This is a genomic window from Nocardiopsis sp. CNZ308, assembly GCF_004217075.1.
Window position 1 is genome coordinate 4,341,181 of record NZ_SHKJ01000001.1, and the last position, 21,826, is coordinate 4,363,006.

The 21,826-nt window shown below is 73.1% G+C and carries 18 protein-coding genes; 17 read left to right on the forward strand and 1 reads right to left on the reverse strand.

All coding sequences use genetic code 11. The features are described 5' to 3' along the window. The first annotated feature begins 7 nt into the window (after positions 1-7). Genes rsmH through EV372_RS18750 form a run of 3 tightly spaced genes read left to right on the forward strand, consistent with a single transcriptional unit; the run spans position 8 to position 3,511 of the window. Positions 8-1,081, forward strand: coding sequence for a 16S rRNA (cytosine(1402)-N(4))-methyltransferase RsmH (gene rsmH, locus EV372_RS18740; protein WP_130398994.1), 1,074 nt, complete (start codon positions 8-10; stop codon positions 1,079-1,081). 10 nt (positions 1,082-1,091) lie between these two features. After that, positions 1,092-1,547: a cell division protein FtsL gene (gene ftsL, locus EV372_RS18745; protein ID WP_130397027.1), complete on the forward strand. Its 456-nt coding sequence runs from the start codon at positions 1,092-1,094 to the stop codon at positions 1,545-1,547. Continuing rightward, positions 1,544-3,511 carry a peptidoglycan D,D-transpeptidase FtsI family protein gene (locus EV372_RS18750; protein WP_130397028.1) on the forward strand — a complete coding sequence of 656 codons (1,968 nt, stop codon included), beginning with the start codon at positions 1,544-1,546 and terminating at the stop codon, positions 3,509-3,511. The genes ftsL and EV372_RS18750 overlap by 4 nt, the downstream gene beginning before the upstream one ends. A 25-nt stretch (positions 3,512-3,536) precedes the next feature. Here the strand turns inward: EV372_RS18750 and mmuM are convergent, their stop codons facing one another. Further along, entirely contained in the window at positions 3,537-4,448 is a 912-nt protein-coding gene (gene mmuM / locus EV372_RS18755; protein ID WP_130397029.1) for a homocysteine S-methyltransferase, read from the reverse strand. Between the two features lie 307 nt (positions 4,449-4,755). Here mmuM and EV372_RS18760 point away from each other — a divergent pair, with 307 nt between their 5' ends. From EV372_RS18760 to EV372_RS18825, 14 genes are all read left to right on the forward strand, one after another. Then, complete coding sequence (locus EV372_RS18760) at positions 4,756-6,423, forward strand: UDP-N-acetylmuramoyl-L-alanyl-D-glutamate--2,6-diaminopimelate ligase (protein ID WP_130397030.1); 1,668 nt, start codon at positions 4,756-4,758, stop codon at positions 6,421-6,423. Between the two features lie 380 nt (positions 6,424-6,803). Then, positions 6,804-8,252 carry a UDP-N-acetylmuramoyl-tripeptide--D-alanyl-D-alanine ligase gene (locus EV372_RS18765; protein WP_130397031.1) on the forward strand — a complete coding sequence of 483 codons (1,449 nt, stop codon included), beginning with the start codon at positions 6,804-6,806 and terminating at the stop codon, positions 8,250-8,252. Further along, positions 8,249-9,322, forward strand: a complete 1,074-nt coding sequence (gene mraY / locus EV372_RS18770; protein WP_130397032.1) for a phospho-N-acetylmuramoyl-pentapeptide-transferase — start codon at positions 8,249-8,251, stop codon at positions 9,320-9,322. The genes EV372_RS18765 and mraY overlap by 4 nt, the downstream gene beginning before the upstream one ends. Before the next feature lie 2 nt (positions 9,323-9,324). Further along, entirely contained in the window at positions 9,325-10,776 is a 1,452-nt protein-coding gene (gene murD, locus EV372_RS18775; RefSeq protein WP_130397033.1) for a UDP-N-acetylmuramoyl-L-alanine--D-glutamate ligase, read from the forward strand. A gap of 166 nt (positions 10,777-10,942) precedes the next feature. Further along, entirely contained in the window at positions 10,943-12,373 is a 1,431-nt protein-coding gene (gene ftsW, locus EV372_RS18780) for a putative lipid II flippase FtsW (protein ID WP_130397034.1), read from the forward strand. Beyond that, a complete protein-coding gene (murG, locus tag EV372_RS18785; protein ID WP_130397035.1) occupies positions 12,370-13,530 on the forward strand; it encodes an undecaprenyldiphospho-muramoylpentapeptide beta-N-acetylglucosaminyltransferase in 1,161 nt (386 codons plus the stop codon). Before ftsW ends, murG begins: the two co-directional genes overlap by 4 nt. Beyond that, the gene (murC, locus tag EV372_RS18790) at positions 13,527-14,987 is read left to right on the forward strand and encodes a UDP-N-acetylmuramate--L-alanine ligase (protein ID WP_130397036.1); all 1,461 of its coding nucleotides are present in this window, start codon (positions 13,527-13,529) and stop codon (positions 14,985-14,987) included. Before murG ends, murC begins: the two co-directional genes overlap by 4 nt. A 57-nt stretch (positions 14,988-15,044) precedes the next feature. After that, a complete protein-coding gene (locus EV372_RS18795) occupies positions 15,045-15,773 on the forward strand; it encodes a cell division protein FtsQ/DivIB (RefSeq protein ID WP_130397037.1) in 729 nt (242 codons plus the stop codon). 496 nt (positions 15,774-16,269) lie between these two features. Beyond that, entirely contained in the window at positions 16,270-17,766 is a 1,497-nt protein-coding gene (ftsZ, locus tag EV372_RS18800) for a cell division protein FtsZ (protein ID WP_130397038.1), read from the forward strand. Between the two features lie 247 nt (positions 17,767-18,013). Next, positions 18,014-18,733, forward strand: coding sequence for a peptidoglycan editing factor PgeF (gene pgeF / locus EV372_RS18805; RefSeq protein ID WP_130397039.1), 720 nt, complete (start codon positions 18,014-18,016; stop codon positions 18,731-18,733). Between the two features lie 361 nt (positions 18,734-19,094). Continuing rightward, positions 19,095-19,823 carry a YggS family pyridoxal phosphate-dependent enzyme gene (locus tag EV372_RS18810; RefSeq protein WP_130397040.1) on the forward strand — a complete coding sequence of 243 codons (729 nt, stop codon included), beginning with the start codon at positions 19,095-19,097 and terminating at the stop codon, positions 19,821-19,823. A 127-nt stretch (positions 19,824-19,950) separates the two neighbouring features. Then, positions 19,951-20,469: a cell division protein SepF gene (locus EV372_RS18815; protein ID WP_013151954.1), complete on the forward strand. Its 519-nt coding sequence runs from the start codon at positions 19,951-19,953 to the stop codon at positions 20,467-20,469. A 39-nt stretch (positions 20,470-20,508) separates the two neighbouring features. Then, positions 20,509-20,796 (forward strand): YggT family protein, encoded by a 288-nt coding sequence (locus EV372_RS18820; protein WP_013151955.1) that lies wholly within the window; start codon positions 20,509-20,511, stop codon positions 20,794-20,796. A 134-nt stretch (positions 20,797-20,930) separates the two neighbouring features. Next, a complete protein-coding gene (locus EV372_RS18825; RefSeq protein ID WP_047869230.1) occupies positions 20,931-21,812 on the forward strand; it encodes a DivIVA domain-containing protein in 882 nt (293 codons plus the stop codon). Positions 21,813-21,826: the final 14 nt, after the last annotated feature.

Sequence of the window (21,826 nt, forward strand, 5' to 3'; positions counted from 1 at the left end):
GCAGCACATGGGGGACATCGGGCAGGACGGCGGGACCGGGGGCGCCCGCACCGACGGGAGCGGCGTGCCCGCCGACGGGGAGGACACCGCCGGGGAGCAGGTACGCCTCGACGCGGCCCGCTCCGGAGCCGACCCCCTGCACGTGCCCGTCATGCTCGACCGGATCGTGGAGCTGCTCGCTCCGGCCCTGGATCGGCCCGGCGCCGTCCTGGTCGACGGCACCCTGGGACTGGGCGGCCACTCCGAGGCGCTCCTGCGCGCCTGCCCCGGCATGCGCCTGGTCGGCGTCGACCGCGACACCACCGCCCTGGAGCGCAGCGCCGCACGCCTGGCGCCCTACGCCGACCGCACCCACTTCGTGCACGCGGTCTACTCCGACATCCCGCGCGCCCTGGACGAGGCGGGCGCCGCCGAGGCCGACGCCGTCCTGCTCGACCTCGGCGTCTCCTCGCCGCAGTTGGACGAGACCGACCGCGGCTTCGCCTACGCCCACGACGCGCCGCTGGACATGCGCATGGACCGCGACCAGTCGCTGACCGCCGCCGAGGTCGTCAACACCTACCCGGTCGCCGAGCTCACCCGCGTGCTGCGCACCTACGGCGAGGAGCGCTTCGCCTCCCGCGTGGCCAGGGCCATCGAGCGCCAGCGCGCCCAGGCACCCATCGAGTCCACCCGCGCGCTGGCCGAACTGGTGCGCGAGGCCATCCCGGCGGCCACCCGCCGCACCGGCGGCCACCCCGCCAAGCGCGCCTTCCAGGGCCTGCGCATCGAGGTCAACGCCGAACTGTCCATCCTCGAACGCGCCCTGCCCGCCGCGATCGCGCGCCTGGCGGTCGGCGGCCGCGTGGCCGTGCTGTCCTACCACTCGCTGGAGGACCGGATGACCAAGAGGGCCCTGGCCGCGCTGGCCACCGACACCACGCCCGCCGACCTGCCGGTCCCCCTTCCCGAACGACAGCCCGAACTCCGGCTGCTCACCCGGGGGGCCGAACTCCCCACGGACGAAGAGAACGAACGCAACCCGCGCGCGCAGTCGGCCCGCCTCCGGGCGGCCGAACGCGTGCGACCGCCGCGGCAGTAGGGAGACCCAGATGAGCACGAGGACGGACACGCGCCGCACGCCCGTACGCGGTGGCAAGGCCCCCACCGGGAAGACGGCCCCCGCGCGGCCCAAGCGAGCGGCCAAGCCCGCGGTCAAGCCCGCACCGGCCAAGCGCACCCGGACCGGGGGCGGTGCGCAGGGCCGGGCGCCGCGCATCCCCTTCGTCCTGCTCGTCCTGTTCCTGCTGGGGGCCACGCTCGTCAGCCTGCTCGTCCTGCGCAGCGTCGTGGCCGAGGAGGCCTTCGCCATCGCCAACCTCAAGGAGGAGAACCGGGAGCTGTCCTACGAGGAGCAGCAGCGGCGCAGCACGGTCGCCGAACTGGAGAGCTCCGAGCGCATCTCCGACGAGGCCGAGGCCATGGGCATGGAGCAGGGCGGGGAGCCCCCGCTCTTCCTCGACCCCGAGACCGGTGAGATCAGCGGTGCCACCGGGAGCGGTGAGTGAGCACTCCCAGAGACCGGCGTCCCCGGGACCCCCGCAGGCCCGGAGCGGCCAAGCGCTCGGGGTCGCGGCCCAAGAGGCCCCAGCGCGAGCCGCGCCGCCCCGACGGCGGCGCCCGCCCCTCGGCGCGCACCCCGGGGCGTCCGGCGCGGGAGGCGCGCGGCGGTGAGCGCCGCCGCGGCGGGGGCTCCCCGCCCCCGCTCCCGCCCCTGCTGCGCCGCACCTTCCGCAGGGGCGAGCCGCCGGGCCGCATCAAGATCGGCGGAGCCCTGATCATGGCCGTCCTGCTGCTCTTCGCGGGACGCCTGGTGCAGATCCAGGTCGTGGAGGCCGAGCACTACGCCGAGGCGGCCTCCAACACGCGCCTGCAGACCATCGACATCCCCACCCTGCGCGGCCAGATCACCGACGCCGACGGCAACCCCTTCGCGCTGTCGCTGGAGGTGCGCACCGTCTTCGTCGACCCCGAGATGGTCGCCGAGGGCGAGCGCGACCAGCTCGTCGAGGAGCTCGTCACCCGCTTCGACCTGGAGGAGGACGAGGTCGCCCGGAAGGTGGACGCCGCGCCCAGCCGCTACGAGGTGGTCGCCCGCGGGGTCCTGCCCGCGGAGTGGGAGGAGCTGGCCGACCTCAACCTGCCCGGTCTGGGCTCGCAGGTCTCCTACGAGCGCGTCTACCCCGAGGAGACCGGCGCCGCCGACCTCGTCGGCTTCGTCGGCGCCGAGGGCCACGGCCTGGAGGGGCTGGAGGGCTACCTCAACGACACCCTGGCCGGCGAGGCGGGCAAGCGCCGCGTCGAGGTGGGCGCCGACGGCACCCAGATTCCCATGGCGGGCGGCCTGGTCAGCGAACCCGAGCCGGGCCAGGACGTGCGCCTGACCCTGAACCAGGACATCCAGTGGTACGCCGCCCGGACCCTCGCCGAGCGCGTGGAGGAGCTGGACGCCCAGGGCGGCAGCGTCATCGTGGAGCGGGTCGGCACCGGTGAGATCCTCGCCATGGCCGACTACCCGACCTACTCCCAGAGCGACATCTCCTCCAGCTCCCCCGAACAGTGGTCCAACGGCGCGGTGGCCACGATCTTCGAGCCGGGCAGCACCAACAAGGTCGTCACCATCGGCGCCGCGCTGGAGGAGGGCGTCACCACCCCCGAGACGGTCTACACCGTGCCCGACAGCGTCCGGTACCTGGACACGACGTTCAAGGACTCCAGCCCCCACGAGACCCTGCGCCTGACCACCAACGGCATCATGGCCCAGTCCAGCAACGTGGGCACCATCGAGATCGCCGACCAGGTGGGGCGGGGCGTCCTGCACTCCTACCTGGAGGACTTCGGGTTCGGCCAGCCGACCGGGCTCCAGCTGCCCGGTGAGCAGGCGGGCGTCCTCAAGGACCCGGAGGACTGGTGGGGCACCCAGCTGCCGTCGGTCTCCATCGGCCACGGCCTGTCGGTGACCGCCGCGCAGATGGCGTCGGTGTACGCCACCGTCGCCAACGGCGGTGTGCGGGTGGAGCCCCGGGTGGTCGCCGGGACGGTGAACGCCCAGGGGGAGTTCACCCCGTCCGAGGAGCCCGAACAGCGGCGCGTGTTCAGCGAGGAGACCGCCGGCCAGCTCGCGCTGATGCTGGAGGCGGTCACCAGTGACGAGGGCACCGCGCCCCAGGCCCGCATCGACGGGTACCGGGTCGCGGGCAAGACCGGTACCGCCAACCGGCTCGACCCGGAGACGGGTGAATACGACGGCGGCGGGTACACGTCCACCTTCTCCGGGTTCGCGCCCGCCGACGACCCGGAGGTCGTGGTCCAGGTGGTGCTGCACGACCCGCAGCAGGACTACTACGGCGGCGAGGCCGCGGGGCCGGTGTTCAACGACGTCATGTCCTTCGCGCTCAAGACGCTGAAGGTCCCGCCGTCGGGGACCGAGCCGCCCGCCATCCGGCTGTCGGAGGACCAGGGCGGCGGCTAGGAGGGCAGCCGGGGGCGCGTCCCCCTCAGGGCGCGGCGCGGTCCAGGTGGGCGCGCACGGAGCGCACGTGCTCGGGGCCGGTGCGGCAGCACCCGCCCACGAGCACCGCTCCGGCCTCGTACCAGCCCACGGCGGCGCGGCCGAACTCCTCGGGCTCGGCCGTGCCGGTCCACCGCCCCCGCACCGCGTCCCACTCCTCCCCCGAGTTGGGGTAGGCCACCGCCGGCAGGCCGCACGCGGCGACCGCGCGCACCAGCGCGGGGACGTGCCGGGGCGCGGTGCAGTTGACGCCCACGGCCACCAGCCGCCCCCCGGCGTGCAGCGGGGCGAGTCCGGCGGCCGCCTCGCGCAGGGGCGTGCCGTCGCTGATGCGCTCGCCGTCCCGGCAGGAGAAGCTGATCCACGCGCGGGCGCCGGGGGTCTCGGCGAGCAGCCGGGCCAGCGCCCGGGCCTCGGCCGCCGAGGGCACGGTCTCGCAGGCGAGCAGGTCCGCCCCGGAGTCGGCGAGCACCCGCCAGCGCTCCCGGTGCCAGGCGTACAGGCCCTCCTCGTCCAGGTCGTAGTCGCCGGTGTACTCCGAGCCGTCCGCCCGGGCCGCGCCGTAGGGGCCCACACCGGCGGCCACCAGGCCGGAACCGAACGCGTCGCGCTCGGCCCGCGCCAGTTCCACGGAGCGGGCGATCAGCGCCAGGGCCTCGGACTCGGTGGCGCCCCGCGCGGTCAGTGCCGGAACGCTCGCCTGGTACCCGGCGGCGATGGCCACGTCCGCGCCCGCCTCGAAGTAGTCCCGGTGCACCCGGCGGACGAGGTCGGGCTCCTCGGCCAGCAGCCGCGCCGACCAGAGCCCGCCGCCCAGGTCGCGGCCGTAGGCCTCCAGACGGGTCGCCAGCCCGCCGTCGAGCACCAGGGGGCGCCGCGACGGGGCGGTTCCGGCCATGCGCCACCTCCGCGTTCGGGCAGAGCCGAGGACGCCTCCAGCCTAGACCCGGTCGGGGCCGCCGGCCCGCCGTCGCACCGCACGGCCGGCCCGCCGGGGCGCGGCCGCTCCTCCCCGCGGCCGCGGGCGCCGGACCCGCCCGCCGGGACGCGCCCCCGGCCGCGAAGGACACCGGACGGTCATCGACGTGTACGGCGAACCCGCGCAACCTGGGCGAAACGCCCGGTTCGGGAAACCTCGGCGAACGCAGCGTGGAAATTACCGGCCGGTCGTCGACAGCGGTTAACCTCCACACGTGCCACCGGTAATGCGACCTGAACACACGCCACTTCGTCCACTGTCCGCCCTCGCAGCGCTGCTCGGGCCGGACGCCTCCCTCCTGCGCCCGGACCTGGGCGCGGACCGACCCCCCGAGGTGCCGGACAGGGAGGTGCACGTCCGCGGCATCACCCACGACTCCCGCAAGGTGGGGCCCGGAGACCTGTACGCCGCCCTGCCCGGGACCCGCGCGCACGGCGCCGACTTCGCCGAGCAGGCCGCCGAGGCGGGCGCCGCCGCCGTCCTCACCGATGAGGACGGGGCCGAGCGGGCCGCCGCCACCGGGCTGCCCGTCATCGTGGTCCCCGACGTGCGCGCCGTGCTGGGCACGGCGGCCTCGTGGATCTTCAAGGACCCGGCGCAGGACCTGCTGCTGATCGGCACCACCGGCACCAGCGGCAAGACCACCGTCACGTACCTGGTCGAGTCGGGCCTGCGCCACGCCGGAATGCGCACCGGCCTCGTCGGCACCGTGGAGATGCGGGTGGGCGACGAGCGCGTCGTCTCCTCGCTCACCACGCCCGAGGCCACCGACCTGCACGGCCTGTTCGCCCTCATGCGCGAACGCGGCGTCTCCGCCGCCGCCATGGAGGTCTCCAGCCACGCCTTGGCCCTGAGCCGGGTCGGCGGCACCCGCTACGACGTCGCGGTCTTCACCAACCTGTCCCAGGACCACCTGGACTTCCACTCCGACCTGCGCGACTACTTCGACGCCAAGGCCCGCCTGTTCACCCCCGAGTACTGCGACATCGCGGTGGTCAACGCCGACGACCGCTTCGGCCGCGCGCTCGTGGACATGGTGCAGGCCGACGGCCGCGTCCCCGTCACCACCTTCGCCGTGGACGGCTACACCGACGCCGACCCCGCCACCGCCATGGAGGCCGACTGGCGGGCCGTGGACGTGCGTCTGGGCGCCATGGGGAGCGCCTTCCGCATCGTGGGCCCCGGCGGCATGGAGGCCAACGCATCCGTCGCCCTGCCCGGCCCCTTCAACGTCTCCAACGCGATGGCCGCCATCGTCGGTCTGGTCGAGGCGGGGCTGCCGCTGGAGACCGCGATCGCCGGTGTGGCCGCCGCCCCGGGGGTGCCCGGGCGCATGGAGCCGGTCGTGGCCAACGCCGTGCCCCACGCCTTCCAGGACTTCACCGCGCTCGTGGACTACTCCCACAAGCCCGGAGCTATCGAGGCCGTCCTGACCGCCCTGCGCGCCACCACCGAGGGCGGGCTGACCATGGTGGTCGGCTGCGGAGGCGACCGCGACCGCGCCAAACGCCCGCTCATGGGCGAGGCCGCCGCGCGCCTGTCCGACCAGCTGGTCATCACCAACGACAACCCGCGCACCGAGGACCCCGTGAGCATCGCCGCGTCGATGCTCGAAGGGGTCGCCAAGGTGCCCGAGGAGCACCGCGCCCGGGTCACCGTGGAGTTCGACCGGGCCGAGGCCATCCGCCTGGCCGTCGAGCGCGCCCGTCCGGGCGATGTGGTGGTTGTCGCCGGGAAGGGTCACGAGACCGGCCAGTACGTCAAGGGCGAGGTGCTGCCCTTCGACGACCGCGAGGTGCTGCGCGCGGCCATCGAGGACCACCTCGGCATGAGCGCCCGCGAGCGGCTGGGCGTCGCCCTCCAGGACATCCACCGGGTTCCTGACCAGGGCTGACACCCCGACACTCCCGGAGTGCGAACCGTCTGGACGAGGGGGCGCGGGCCGTGCCCGCGCCCCCTCGGCGTCCGCGCCGGAGGGCCTGCGAGCGCTTCCGGGCAGGTGCGGGCCGACGGTCACGAAGTGGCGCATATTGCCGCCAGTGGGGGCCCGGCGGGATTCCGGACGCCCGAAGATGTTCTAAGGTAGGTCCGGCAATCGCAGCCCGACACGTGACGCCCCCGGCGGCGACCACGACGCGGCCCATGCCGACACCGTGGTGAGGCCCGGCGCGGCAACGCGCGGCATCCGCGGTGCCATCCCCTGACCTGAGACTCCGGCCGGGTGGCCAGCCGCCCCTGTGGCGTCGTGGACCGGGCCTGACATGAGGAGTGGATTTGATCGCGCTCACGCTCGATCGGATCGCTGAGATCACCCAAACCGCCATCGGCGGATCAGCGCGCCCCGAAGCCGTCGTCGACGGCCCCGTCGTCATCGATTCGCGGCAGGCAGTGCCCGGCGCGCTCTTCGTCGCCCTGGGCGGCGAACGCGTGGACGGACACGACTTCGCCGCCTCCGCGGTCGCCGACGGAGCGGCGGCGGCCCTGGTCTCCCGACCCGTCGACGCCCCCCACCTGCTGGCGGAGGGCGGCGACGAGGGAGTCGTCGCGGCCCTGACGCGGCTGGCCCGGCACGTGGCGCGAGAACTCAGCGATCCCCGCCGCGGAGCGGAGCGCGCCGAGGTCGTCGCGGTCACCGGATCCTCCGGCAAGACCACGACCAAGGACCTCATCGCGCAGGTCGTGGCCCGCATGGGCCCGACCGTCGCCCCGGCGGGCTCGTTCAACAACGAGATCGGCCACCCCCTCACCGTGCTGCGCGCCGACACCGGCACCCGCTACCTGGTCCTGGAGGCCGCCGCCCGGGGCATCGGGCACATCGCCCACCTGTGCGGCGTGGCCCCGCCCCGGATCGGCGTGGTCCTCAACGTCGGCAGCGCCCACATGGGGGAGTTCGGCGACCGCGACGCCATCGCCAAGGCCAAGGGCGAGCTGGTCGAGGCGCTCCCGCCGGGAGCCGAGGACAGGGGCGCGGGAGGCGTCGCCGTCCTCAACGCCGACGACCCGCGCGTGAACGCCATGGCCGCGCGCACCCGTGCGCGCGTGGTCACCTACGGACTGGGGGAGGACGCCACCGTACGCGCCACGGACGTGGTCCTGCGCGAGACGGGCGCCCCCTCCTTCACCCTCCACCTGGCCGGGCGCACCGCCCGGGTGGAACTGGCCCTCGTCGGCGCCCACCAGGTCCACAACGCGCTGGCCGCCGCCGCGGTCGCCGACGAACTGGGCATGGGCGTGGACGAGATCGCCGAGGCGCTCGGCGCCGCCACACCGGTCAGCCGGTGGCGCATGGAGGTCACCGAGCACGCCGGCGCCACCCTCGTCAACGACGCCTACAACGCCAACCCCGAGTCCATGCGGGCGGCGCTGACCACCCTGGGCGCCCTCGCCCGGGACCGCCGCTCCATCGCCGTCCTGGCCCACATGGCCGAGCTCGGCGAGGGCGGCGGGGTCGAGCACGAGAGGATCGGTGAGCTCGCCGCCCGTACGGGCGTGGCCCACCTGATCGTGGTCGGTGAGGCGGCCGAGGGCATCGCCGTCGGCGCCGAGGGCGCCGCGCGGCAGGGACTGTGGCAGGGCGAGTGCGTCCGCGTCGCGGACGTTCACGAGGCCGCCGCGGCCGTGCGCGCGCGGATGCGCACAGGAGACGTCGTCATTGTGAAGGGATCACGCGTGGCAGGGCTCGAAAGGGTTATCGACCTCATCACGGAGGGTGACGCCCGGTGATCGGCATCACTCTGGCGGCGGCCCTCGCGCTCGTCGTCTCCATGGGGCTCATGCCCCCGCTGATCAAGCTCCTGTACCGGTTCAAGTTCGGCCAGGAGGTCCGCGACGACGGACCCGAGGGCCACAAGACCAAGCAGGGCACGCCCACCATGGGCGGCATCGTCATCATCCTCGGCGCCGTCGTGGGCTACTTCGGCTCCCACGTGGTGCTCCTGATCGTGCAGCCCAGCGCCAGCGGGCCCACCGCGTCGGGCCTGCTGGTGATGTTCCTGTTCATCGGGATGGGCTGCGTCGGCTTCCTCGACGACTTCATCAAGATCTACAAGCGCCGCAGCCTGGGCCTGCGCAGCGGCGCCAAGATGGTCGGCCAGGCCATCGTCGGCGTGGGCTTCGCCTACGGCGTCACCCTCTTCCCCAACGGCTACGGCTACACCCCCGCCGCCCCCAGCCTCTCCTTCCTCCGCGACTTCGGCCCCCCGCTGATGATCGGCCTGTTCGTCCTGTGGGCCCTCTTCCTCATCGTCGGCTTCTCCAACGCGGTGAACCTGACCGACGGCCTCGACGGCCTGGCCACCGGCGCGACGATCCTGTCCCTGGTCGCCTACGTCATCATCGGCAACTGGCAGCTGCGCCAGTCCTGCGTGTCCTACCTCTCGGACAGCTGCTACACGGTCCGCGACCCCCTGGACCTGGCCGTGGTGGCCGCCTCCGTGCTCGGCTCCTGCATCGCCTTCCTGTGGTTCAACGCCCCGCCCGCCAAGATCTTCATGGGCGACACCGGCTCCCTGGCCCTGGGCGGTCTGATCGTGGGCCTGGCCATCACCACCCGCACGCAGCTCCTGCTGCTGCTCATCGGCGGCCTGTTCGTCATCATCACCCTGTCGGTGATGGTCCAGATCACCTCGTTCCGCCTCACCGGCAAACGCGTGCTGCGCATGGCGCCCCTCCAGCACCACTTCGAGCTCAAGGGCTGGGCCGAACCCACCATCGTGATCCGCTTCTGGATCATCCAGGGCCTGTTCGTGGCGATCGCCATCGGGCTCTTCTACCTGGAATGGATGCCGAGGTAGGCATGGCGCACCACGCTTCCCCAACACCGTCCGGCGCCGCGCCGGAGGGCGCGCCCCTGCAGGGGCGCCGGGTCTGCGTCGCGGGCCTGGGAGTGTCCGGGCCCCCCGTGGCCAGGGCGCTCCTGGCCCGCGGGGCCCGCGTGACCGTCGTCGACGGCCGCGACGACGACACCGTCCGCCCGGTGGCCGACCGGCTCCGGGCGGAGGGCGCCGAGGTCGTCCTGGGCGACACCCCGCTGCCCGCGGACTGCGACCTGGTGGTCACCTCGCCCGGCTGGCGCCCCGACTCCCCGCTGCTGGTCCGGGCCGCCGAGGCCGGGATCGAGGTCATCGGGGACGTCGAACTCGCCTGGCGGCTCAAGCCCGCCGACCAGGTGTGGCTGGCCGTCACCGGCACCAACGGCAAGACCACCACCGTGCGCATGCTGGAGGCGATGCTGCGCGCGGACGGCCGCGACGCGCTCGCCGTCGGCAACGTCGGCACCCCGGTCGTGGAGGCGGTCCAGCCCGACGCCGGGGGCCGCTTCCGCGAGGTCCTGGCGGTGGAGCTGTCCAGCTTCCAGCTGCACTGGTCCTCCAGCCTGCGCCCGCACGCCGCGACCGTCCTCAACGTCGCCCCCGACCACCTGGACTGGCACGGCGGCCTGGACCCCTACGCCCGCGCCAAGGGCCGGATCTACGCGCCCGGCACCCTCCGCGTGGTCAACACCGCCGACGCCTGGTCGGCCCGCCTGGCCGAGGAGGACGGCGACCCGCACACGCCGCTGGTCGGCTTCCGCCTGGACACGCCCCGCGCGGGCGAGGTCGGCGTGGTCGAGGACCTGCTGGTGGACCGGGCCTTCGTCGAGGACCCGCACAGCAGCGCCGAGGAGCTGGCCACGCTCTCCGACGTGCGCCCGGCCGCGCCGCACAACGTCGCCAACGCCCTGGCCGCCGCCGCGCTGGCCCGTTCGGTGGGCGTGTACCCCGGTTCGGTCCGGGCCGGGCTGGCCGCCTTCGAGCCCGAGCCGCACCGCATCGCCTTCGTGGCCACCTCGGGGGGCGTGGACTACGTGGACGACTCCAAGGCCACCAACCCGCACGCCGCCGCCGCGTCCCTGGGCTCCTACCCGTCCGTGGTCTGGATCGCGGGCGGCCTGCTCAAGGGCGCCGAGGTCGACGACCTGGCCGCGATGGCCGCCGACCGCCTGCGCGCGGCCGTGCTCATCGGCGCCGACCGCGCCCGGCTGCGCGAGGCCCTGGCCGAGCACGCCCCCGACGTGCCGGTGGTGGAGGTCGGGGGCCCCGCCGACGGGGACGGCACCGTCATGGACGCGGTGGTCGCCGCCGCCGCCTCCCTGGCCGAGGAGGGCGACACCGTCCTGCTGGCGCCCGCGGCCGCCTCCATGGACATGTTCACCGACTACCACGAACGGGGCCGCCTCTTCACCGAGGCCGTACTCCGCTTGCCCTGAGCGACGGTTCGCCGCCCGTGCGTGACAGAACGCGCGCGGGCGGCGCCCACTGTGCCCTCCGCCACGCCCCGGGCCGCCAAAGATGGCCAACACGCGCGAAATGTCCACGGCTTCGCACCCGCCGGTACGCCAGTATTGAGGCGCGAATTTCGTGCGGAGGGTGTGGATGGCGGCGACGACGGCGGTTCCCGGGGCGACCCGGTCCAAGGCGCGCGCGGCGGCGGGCGGACGCGAACGCGCCCTGTGGCGTGAATGGGTCCGCCTGCTGGACCGGCCGCTCACCTCGTACTACCTGATCCTGGGCACCTCGGTCCTGCTCATCGCGCTGGGCCTGATGATGGTGCTGTCCTCCACGATGGTCAACTCCATCGACGAGACCGGCTCGGCCTTCTCGATGTTCCAGCAGCAGCTGGTCTCGGCCGCCCTGGGCCTGCCGCTGATGTTCCTGGCCTCCCACCTGCCCCAGCGGATCTTCCGCCTGGTCGGCTACCCGGCGATGATCGTCTCGGCGGCGCTGCTGCTGCTCACCGTCTTCCAGGGCGTGGAGGTCAACGGCGCCACCCGCTGGCTGGACCTGGGCGGGCTGATCATCCAGCCCTCCGAACCGGCCAAGCTCGCCTTCGCCCTGTGGGGCGCCAACATCCTGGCCCGCAAGGAGGAGCTGCGCGAGCTCACCGAGTGGCGGCACCTGCTCATCCCGCTGCTGCCCGGATGCGGTCTGCTGGTCCTGCTGGTGCTGATGGGCTCCAACCTGTCCACGGGCCTGGTGTTCCTGGTCACCTTCCTGGGGCTGCTGTGGGTGGTCGGCGCTCCCGGCAGGCTGTTCGGGGCCATGTTCGGCCTGGTCCTGGGACTGGCCGCCATCGCCATCGCCATCGAGCCCTACCGCATGGCGCGCGTCACCTCCTTCCTGGACCCCGAGGCCGACCCCCTGGGCTCGGGCATGCAGTCGCTGCACAGCCTCTACGCCCTGGGCACCGGCGGGATCTTCGGCGTCGGCATCGGCGAGAGCCGTGAGAAGTGGGGCTTCCTGCCCTTCGCCGAGTCCGACTTCGTCTTCGCCATCATCGGCGAGGAGTTCGGCCTCATCGGCACCCTGCTCATGCTCGTCCTGTTCGGCATGCTCGGCTACGCCGGGATGCGCGTGGCCTTCCGCGTCAAGGAGCCCTTCCCCCGCATGGCCTCCTTCGCCATCGTCACCTGGATCATGGGCCAGGCCCTGATCAACATGGGCGCCGTCATCGGGCTGCTGCCCGTCACCGGCGTCCCGCTGCCCCTGGTCTCCTACGGGGGCTCGTCTCTGGTCACCACCATGGCGGCCCTGGGCGTTCTCCTGGCACTGGCCAAGACCGAGCCGGAGGCGCGCAAGGTGCTGGAGGCCCGGGGTCCCAGTCGGGTGCAAAGGGCTCTAAGCTGGCTGGGCCTGGACAACATCGCCGCCTCGGTGAACAACCTCGGCGGCGCGGCGGCGTCCGGGCGGCCCACCACGGCACGCGGCCCGCGCACGGCGGGCGCCCGCGGTGGCAGGACAACGGCCAAGCACAGGAGCGGACCGGTCCCGGCGGGTGACCGGCCAAGGAGGAATCGGCGACGATGAGGGTAGCCCTCGCCGGAGGCGGCACGGCCGGGCATATCGAGCCCGCACTCTCCCTTGCGGACGCGCTGCGGCGCATGGACCCCAGCACGGAGATCCTCTGCCTGGGCACCGAGCGGGGCCTTGAGACCAGGCTGGTGCCCATGCGCGGCTACGAGCTGGGCATCATCCCGGCCGTCCCCCTGCCGCGCAGGCTCACCCCGCAGCTGCTCAGCGTGCCCGGCAAGCTCGCGGGCGCCCTCAGCGCGGCCGGTGAGCACCTGGACCGGCTCCAGGCCGACATCATCGTCGGCTTCGGCGGCTACGTGGCCACGCCCGGCTACCTGGCCGCCCGCCGCAGGCGCATCCCCATCGTCGTCCACGAGGCCAACCCCCTGCCGGGCCTGGCCAACCGGCTGGGCGCGCGCCTGACCCCGCACGTGTTCACCGGCCACCCCCACACCCAGATCCGCAACGGCCGCTTCGTGGGCATCCCGCTGCGCGAGCAGATCACCTCGCTCGACCGGCTGGCCATGGGCGACAAGGCCCGCACCTACTTCGGCCTGCGCCACGACCTGCCCACCCTGCTGATCTTCGGCGGCTCCCAGGGCGCCCAGCGCATCAACGAGACCGCCTACGCCGCCCGCGACGCCTTCCGCGACAGCGGCGTCCAGGTGCTGCACGTGGTCGGCCCCAAGAACGCCGACGAGCCCCAGGACCTCACCCAGATGGGCATCCCCTACGTCGCCGTCCCCTACGTGGACCGCATGGACATGGCCTACGCCGCGGCCGACGTGGCCATGTGCCGTTCCGGGGCGATGACCTGCGCCGAGCTGACCGCCGTCGGCCTGCCCGGCGCGTTCGTGCCGCTGGCCATCGGCAACGGCGAGCAGGCCCTCAACGCCGAGCCCATCGTCCAGGCGGGCGGCGGGATGGTGGTCAACAACGCCGACGTCTCCGTCGAGTGGATCACCCAGCAGCTCATCCCGCTGCTCACCGACACCGACCGGGTCGTGGCCATGTCCGAGGCGGCCGCCCGGATGGGCCGCCGCGACGCCGACATGGAGCTGGCCCGCGAGGTCACGGCCATCGCCCGCGGAGACAAACCCACGCCCGACATGCCGGTGTCCGAGGACGACGGCGACGAGGCCTTCTACGACGACGGGAAGGACACCCGATGAGCCTGGTGCGGCCGACCGAGCCGGTGCCCGTGGACAAGCTGGGCCGTACCCACTTCATCGGCCTGGGCGGAGCGGGCATGTCCGGCATCGCCCGCGTGCTGCTCCAGTCGGGGGTGGAGGTCTCGGGCAGCGACGCCCGCGACAGCGACACCCTGCGCGAACTGGAGCAGATGGGCGCCGACGTCCACGTGGGGCACGCCGCCGACAACCTCGGCACGGCGGAGACCCTGGTGGTCTCCTCCGCCATCCGCGAGGACAACCCCGAACTGGTCGAGGCGCGCCGCCGGGGCCTGCGCGTGCTGCCCCGGGCCGCGGCCCTGGGCGCGCTGCTGCTGGGCCGCGAGGGCGTCGCCGTCTCGGGCACCCACGGCAAGACCACCACCACGTCCATGGTCGCGGTGGTGCTCCAGCACGTGGGCGCCGACCCCGGCTACGTCATCGGCGGCAAGCTGGTCACCACCGGCCTGGGCGCCGACGCCGGCATCGGCGAGGTCATCGCGGTGGAGGCCGACGAGAGCGACGGCTCCTTCCTCATGCTCTCGCCCAAGATCGCCGTGGTCACCAACGTCGAGGCCGACCACCTGGACAACTACAGCGGCATCGAGGAGATCCACGCCAACTTCGCCTCGTTCGTCGACCGGGTCGAGCGCACGCTCGTCGTGGGAGTGGACGACCCCGGCGCCCGCCGGGTGGCCGAGCTGGCCCGCGAACGCGGCAAGCGGGTGCTCACCTACGGCGAGGCCGAGGACGCCGACTACCGCGTCACCCGGGTGCGCGCCCGCGGCTTCACCACCGAGTTCACCATCCGCACCGCGAACGGCGAGCCCGTGGACGGCCAGCTCGCCGTGCCGGGCCGCCACAACGTGCTCAACGCGGCCGCGGCCGTCGCGGTCGCCGACGAGCTGGGCCACGACCTGGAGGTGGCGGTCGAGGGCATCGCCGACTTCGCCGGCGCCGCGCGCCGCTTCGAGCCCAAGGGCGAGGCGGGGGGAGTGGCCGTCTACGACAGCTACGCCCACCACCCCACCGAGATCGAGGCCGACCTGCGCGCGACCCGGGCAGCGCTGGAGTCCCTGGCCGAGGAGGCGCGCGAGGACGGTCGGGAGCACGCCGGGGGCAGGGTCGTCGCCCTGTTCCAACCGCACCTGTACAGCCGCACCCGCATCTTCGCCGAGGAGTTCGCCGCCGCGCTGAACCTGGCCGACGAGGTCGTGGTCACCGAGGTCTACGCCGCCCGCGAGGATCCCGAGCCCGGGGTCACCGCGGAGCTGATCACCTCGCGTGTCGCGCACGACCGCGTGTGGTACGTGCCCGGTCGCGACGACGCCGTGCTCCGGGCGGCCGAGCTGGCCGGCCCCGGCGACATCGTGCTCACCATGGGCGCGGGCGACGTCACCGAGCTGGGCCCGCGCATCGTCGAGGCGCTCGCCCAGAGGGCCGACGGCATCGGCGGCTGAGGCGGGAACGGCCAGCGGTGGGGGAAGCGGTCGCGCGGACACACGGAAGGGGAGCAGGTGGTCGCTGAGCAGGAGGAGGCGACTGGGCACGCGGTGGCACGCAAGCGGTCCGACCCCTGGAAGTTCGCCTTCGTGGCGCTGCTGGTGGTCGCCCTGGTCTGCGTGGTCGCCTGGCTGCTGCTCGGCTCCCGTCTGCTCGTGGTGCGCGACGTCGCGGTCACCGGCCTGGACCGGACCCCCTCCGAGGAGGTGGTCGCGGCCCTGGGCGTGCCCACCGGGACACCCCTGATCAGGGTCGACCTGGACCGCAGCGAGGAGCGCGCCGAGGCGCTGCCGCTGGTGGAGTCGGCCACAGTCACCCGCGGCTGGCCCGCCACCCTGGAGGTCGAGGTGGTCGAACGCAGGCCGCTGCTGGCCGTCCAGGCGGGGGAGGACTACCGGCTGATCGACGCCGACGGCGTGCGCATCGAGGACGCGCCGAGCCTGCCCGGCGCCTATCCGCTGGTCAGCGTGACCGGGGAGGTGGAGGGCAACGAGGCCGTCGCCGCCGCCGCCGACATCGTCGAACGGGCGCCGGACCCCCTCCTCTCCCGGATCCGGCTCATCGACGCCACCGACCCCGAGGCGATCGTGATCGAACTCGCCGAGGAGGCCCGCGTCGAGTGGGGCCCGCCCGAGGAGACCGCGCGCAAGAGCGACGTCCTGGGGGTGCTCATCGGCGAGCACCCGCCGCAGGAGGAGCGCGTCTACGACGTGTCCGCGCCCGACCTCGCCGTGGTGAGGTGAAGCGTTCCCGGGAACAGGACAGGCAGGGGTGCGGCGGCGGGGGCCGGTCCGCCGAGCGGTACGGGCGCGGACGGGCCGGAGGGCCCCTGCGGCACGCCCGGGCGTCCCGCGCGGACATTCCAGACGCGACGCGCCGAGGGCGCACATCGCTTCCCCGTGTCGTGCGCCGTTAGGCTGAACTCGTCATCGGTTGCCCGTGGTCGGCGGTCCGCTTACTGTCGGGAAACACAACCGAACGTCAACAAAGCACCAGAACAGGCTTTTCGGGTACGCGGGAACCGTTCCGCCTCACGGCGGACCGCACCAGCCCCTTCCGGGCGGGTGGCCGGAGGCTCCGGCGGTCCGGGGTCCCCCGGTTACGGCGTCGTGGACGACCCGTCGGGGAACCCGAAACGCACACTGTAGAACCGGATGCCGGACCAAAGGCGCCTCCGGTGGCACACAGCCACCGGACGCGGTGGCGGAACGGCGTAAGCGAGCGGAAAGGCCCCTCGTCGTGGCAGCACCGCAGAACTACCTCGCGGTCATCAAAGTCGTCGGCATCGGCGGCGGCGGTGTCAACGCCGTCAACCGAATGATCGAAGAGGGGCTCAAGGGCGTCGAGTTCATCGCCATCAACACTGACGCCCAGGCGCTGCTGATGAGTGACGCAGACGTCAAGCTGGACGTCGGGCGCGAACTCACCCGCGGCCTCGGAGCCGGAGCCAACCCCGATGTCGGCCGCAAGGCCGCCGAGGACCACCGGGAGGAGATCGAGGAGGTCCTCAAGGGGGCCGACATGGTCTTCGTCACCGCCGGTGAGGGCGGTGGAACCGGAACCGGGGGCGCCCCGGTCGTGGCCAACATCGCCCGGTCCCTGGGCGCCCTGACCATCGGCGTGGTCACCCGCCCCTTCGGGTTCGAGGGCAAGAGGCGGGCCACCCAGGCCGAGTCGGGGATAGCGATGCTCCGCGAGGAGGTCGACACCCTCATCGTGATCCCCAACGACCGGCTGCTGTCCATCTCCGACCGCCAGGTCAGCGTGTTGGACGCCTTCAAGGCCGCCGACCAGGTACTCCTGTCCGGTGTGCAGGGCATCACCGACCTGATCACCACGCCGGGACTGATCAACCTGGACTTCGCCGACGTCAAGTCGGTCATGTCCGGGGCGGGGTCGGCGCTCATGGGCATCGGGTCGGCGCGCGGGGACGACCGGGCGGTCGCGGCGGCGGAGATGGCGATCTCCTCACCACTGCTGGAAGCGAGTATCGACGGGGCCCACGGTGTGCTGCTGTCCATCCAGGGCGGCTCCGACCTGGGGCTCTTCGAGATCAACGAGGCGGCACAGCTCGTCGCGAACTCGGCGGCGCCCGAGGCCAACATCATCTTCGGCGCCGTCATCGACGACGCCCTGGGCGACGAGGTGAGGGTCACCGTCATCGCGGCCGGCTTCGACGAGCCGGAGGGAGTGATCCCGGTGGTGCGGGAGCGCCAGCCGGTGGACCCTCCTGAGGCCGCCGCCCCCAAGGCAGGCATCACGTCCGGCAGGGAGGAGAGGACCGCTCCGGCGGCGCCCGCCTCCGCGGACGCGAGCGGGGCGTCGGCCGCCAACATGCCGTGGATCACTCCGTCCCGTCCGGCCGAGCCCGCCCCGGAGCCGCAGTGGACGCCGCCGGCGACCCAGGCTCCGCCGGTCCAGCAGCCGGTCGAGGCCGAGCCCGCCCACCAGGAGCAGTACACCCAGGCCGCTCCGGCCGAGCCGGACCCCGCGCAGCAGACCCCGCCCCACGGCACGTCCGCCTTCCAGGCGGAGGCCGAGCCCGCCGAGCCGGTCCGCGCCGAGGAGCCCGCTCCGGCCGAGGAGGAGCCCGCCGCGCGTGAGGGCGGCCACGCGGGTCACATCCACGCGGTTTCGGACGCCACCGCCGAGCGGCGCGGGGACGTGCCCACGCCCCGGCGCCGGGTCATCTTCGACGACCCCGACGACCTCGACGTGCCGGAGTTCCTGAAGTAGCTCCGACCCCGGCCCCAGGGCCGGGGTCGTCGCCGCTTCGGGGGCGGTGTCCGCCCAGCCCGGGGCGGTTCGGGCGGTGGTAGTGTCCTGGACCGGGGGGACGGCGAGGCGGGCCCCGCGGGAGCCCGCTCCCGCGAGGAGTCCGCGCCGGAGCCGGAACACGGCCGGTACCGGCCACCGGCCCCGAACGCCCTCCGGGCGACGCGGGGTTCCCCCTCCGGCAGGAGCGGGGAGGAAACACCACCGGATGAGCAACGTCATCGACCTGGGCCACGGGGTCCGCGCCGCCGTCACCGAACGGCACGGGGGAGTGAGCGCCCCGCCCTACGACTCGCTCAACATGGGCCTGGGCTCGGGGGACGAACGCGAGGCGGTGCTCGCCAACCGCAAGATCGCCGCCCGCGACCTGGGGTTCGACGCCGACCGGGTCGTGTGGATGCACCAGGTGCACAGTGCCGACGTCCTCGTGGCCACCGGCCCCGGGGGCGCGGGCACCTGCGACGGGGTGGTCACCACCCGCTCCGACCTGGTCCTGGCCTCGATGGCCGCCGACTGCCTGCCGGTCCTGGCCGCCGACGCCGAGGCGGGCGTCTTGGGCGCCGCGCACTCCGGCCGACTGGGCACCGCGAACGGTGTGGCCGCCAACCTGGTCGCGGCGATGGCCGACCAGGGCGCCCGCGCCGACCGGATCACCGTCTTCCTGGGCCCCTCCATCTGCGGCGGGTGCTACGAGGTCCCGCCCCACGTGCGCGAGGAGACCGCGCGCGGGGTACCCGAGGCCGCCTGCACCACGAGCCGGGGCACCGCCGGAGTGGACATGCGCGCCGCCGTCACCGCCCAGCTGCGCCGGGCGGGCGTCACCGACATCCGGGCCGACGGCCGCTGCACCCTGGAGAGCCCCGAACTGTTCTCCCACCGAGGTCAGGCGCCGACCGGCAGGTTCGCCGCCTTCCTCTGGCGCGTCTGAACGTCGTACCCGGCCACCAGGATGGTGCCGTGGAACCACCGGGACAGCCCGGTTTCCCCGCCTCCGCGGCGTGCGCGGCGCCCGCGCGTCTCCCGGCCGGACCCGCCGTAGGCACCACTGCGCCTGCTGCGACCCCATTTCCGTGTTCCGGGCGCCCGAACACCAGCAGGACCGCGCCGTAGGCGTCGTTCGAGGGTGGTGGCGGGCGACGGATGGGCGGAGCGAAGCGGAGGTCCGAAAGAACACCGCCTCGCGCGCGGCCCCCGACGGGCCCGGCGTCCCCGGGGTCCGGGGCACGCGGGGTGAGGGGGGTGTAGGAAGGACAGCGAGTGGGATCCGTCCCAGGGAAAGAAGGAGCACCGTGACACACGCAGACCCGGCTCGCGTCGAGCAGGTCCGCGCCAACCTCGCCGCCGCGCGGGCCAGGATCGAGGCGGCCTGCGCCAAGGCCGGCCGCGACCCGGACGAGGTGTCGCTGGTCGCCGTCACCAAGACACACCCGGCCTCCGATGTGCGGATTCTCGCCTCACTCGGGGTGACCGACGTGGGCGAGAACCGCGACCAGGAGGCGGCGCCCAAGGCCGCCGAGACCGCCGACCTCGGCCTGACCTGGCACTTCGTGGGCCAGTTGCAGACCAACAAGGCGCGGTCGGTGGCCTCCTACGCCGACGTCGTGCACTCGGTGGACCGCGCCAGGCTGGCCCGGGCGCTGGGCGAGCGCGCCGCCGCGGCCGGACGGAGCCTGACCTGCCTCGTCCAGGTCAACCTCGACGAGGACTCGCGGGCCGGGGTGATCGGTCCGCGCGGGGGCGTCGACCCCGGGGACGCGCTCGAAGTCGCCGCGCGGATCGAGGAGCACGAGGCGCTCGCGCTGGGCGGGGTCATGGCGGTCGCCCCCCGCGAGGGCGATCCCTCGGCCGCCTTCGCGCGTCTCCAGGAGGTCGCGGCCCGCATCCGCGATCGCTATCCTCGGGCGACGGTGGTGTCCGCGGGCATGAGCGGGGACCTGGAGGCGGCGGTCGAGCGAGGCGCGACACACCTGCGACTCGGTACGGCGTTGCTCGGCAACCGGGGACCGATCGTGGGGTAATGTCCCCACATAGACCTTGGAACCCGTCTGTGGAGTTCGCCCGAATGGACGCTCTCCCCGAGAGCGGACGGGACAGTGCGAAGGAGTCGGCTGCGGTGAAGGCCGCGGGGACGACGGAGGACATGAGATGGCCGGCGCGATGCGCAAGATGGCGGTCTACCTCGGCCTCGTGGAGGACGACCGTTACGATCACCGCTATGCGGACGAATATGATGAGTTCGACGATTTCGACGAGGGGGTGGAGGAGCAGCGTGAACGCGACGCTGACGCCCCGCCCGGCGAGGAAGCGCGAGGCGACGTGATGGACACCGGCGGTTACCTGGGCTCAGGTCGCGGTGGCACGACCGCGACCGCCTCCACCGCCGACCTCGCGCGGATCACCACGCTCCATCCGCGTACCTACAACGAGGCGCGTACCATCGGAGAGCACTTCCGAGAGGGTACACCGGTGATCATGAACCTGACCGAGATGGTCGACAGCGACGCCAAGCGTCTGGTCGACTTCGCGGCTGGTCTGATCTTCGGTCTGCATGGCAGTATCGAACGCGTCACCAACAAGGTGTTCCTGCTGTCCCCGGCCAACGTCGAGGTGACCGCCGAGGACAAGGCGCGGATCGCCGAGCGAGGGTTCTTCAATCAGAGCTAGAACGTCACATTTGTCCAGAGATTGGGTCGAGGAACGACCGTGAGTACCGTCCTGTCCGTGCTGATCATCATCCTGCAGCTGTTTGTCTTCGTGCTGCTGGCCAGGGTGATCCTGGAGATGGTGCAGTCCTTCTCCAGATCGTGGCGCCCCACGGGGTTCGTGCTCGTGATCGCTGAGATCGTGTACACGATCACCGACCCGCCACTGAGGTTCCTGCGTCGGTTCATCAAGCCCGTACGCCTGGGGAGCATCGCGCTCGACCTGAGCGTCCTGGTGCTCTTCTTCGGCGTCTACATCTTGATCGCACTGCTCGGGAGCTTCGCCTAGCAGGAGAGTAGACGTAGGCGGAAGGAACCGCCCCGGATTCCGCTATGTGGTCTTGGTCATGATCTGGATTGCCGTAAGGTCACGATCATGTAGCGTCCCTACGGACAGACTCCAAGCGCGCCAAGGAGACGAACATGCCGTTGACACCCGCCGATGTGCGGAACAAGCAGTTCAGTACCACCCGGCTCCGACCGGGATACGACGAAGAAGAGGTCGACGCCTTCCTCGACGAGGTCGAGTCCGAGCTCGACCGCCTGATCCAGGAGAACGAGGAACTGCGCGGCAAGCTGGCCGAGTGCCTGCGGGGCAAGGTGCCCAACGCCGGCATGCAGGACTTCCAGCAGCAGGACCAGGCGCCCGAGCCGCAGCAGCACGAGCAGATGCGTCCCGAGCCGGTCCAGCCTCCGCAGGCCGTCGAGCCCCAGCCCCCGGTCCAGCAGCAGCAGATGCAGATGGCCGGTCCCGGCATGGGCATGGGCGGCGAGGAGAACATGGACACGGCCGCCCGTGTCCTGGCCCTCGCGCAGCAGACCGCCGACCAGGCGATCTCCGACGCCCGCCGCGAGGCCGACGAGACCCTCGGCCGCGCCCGCCACGAGTCCGAGGACATCCTCGGCAAGGCCCGCCGCCAGGCCGACCAGATCATCGGTGAGGCCCGCGCCCGTTCCGAGAACCTCGACCGCGACGCGCAGGAGCGCCACCGCCAGGTCATGGGCAGCCTCGTCCAGCAGCGCGAGGAGCTGGAGCACAAGGTCAACGTGCTCAAGGACTTCGAGCGTGAGTACCGCAGCCGCCTCAAGGACTACTTCGAGCGCCAGCTGCGCGAGCTCAAGAGCGAGGAGGAGAAGGCCCAGGAGCTGAACAACCCGAACACCACGGGCGGCTTCCAGACCATGGCTCCGCAGACCGGTGCCACGCCCTCGCTCCAGCACGGTCCCACGGGCAACCCGTTCGGGCAGCCCGAGCCGGCCCAGCACGGCGGGTTCCACCCGGGCGAGCCGCACGAGCGCCGCTGATCACCGCGGTATCC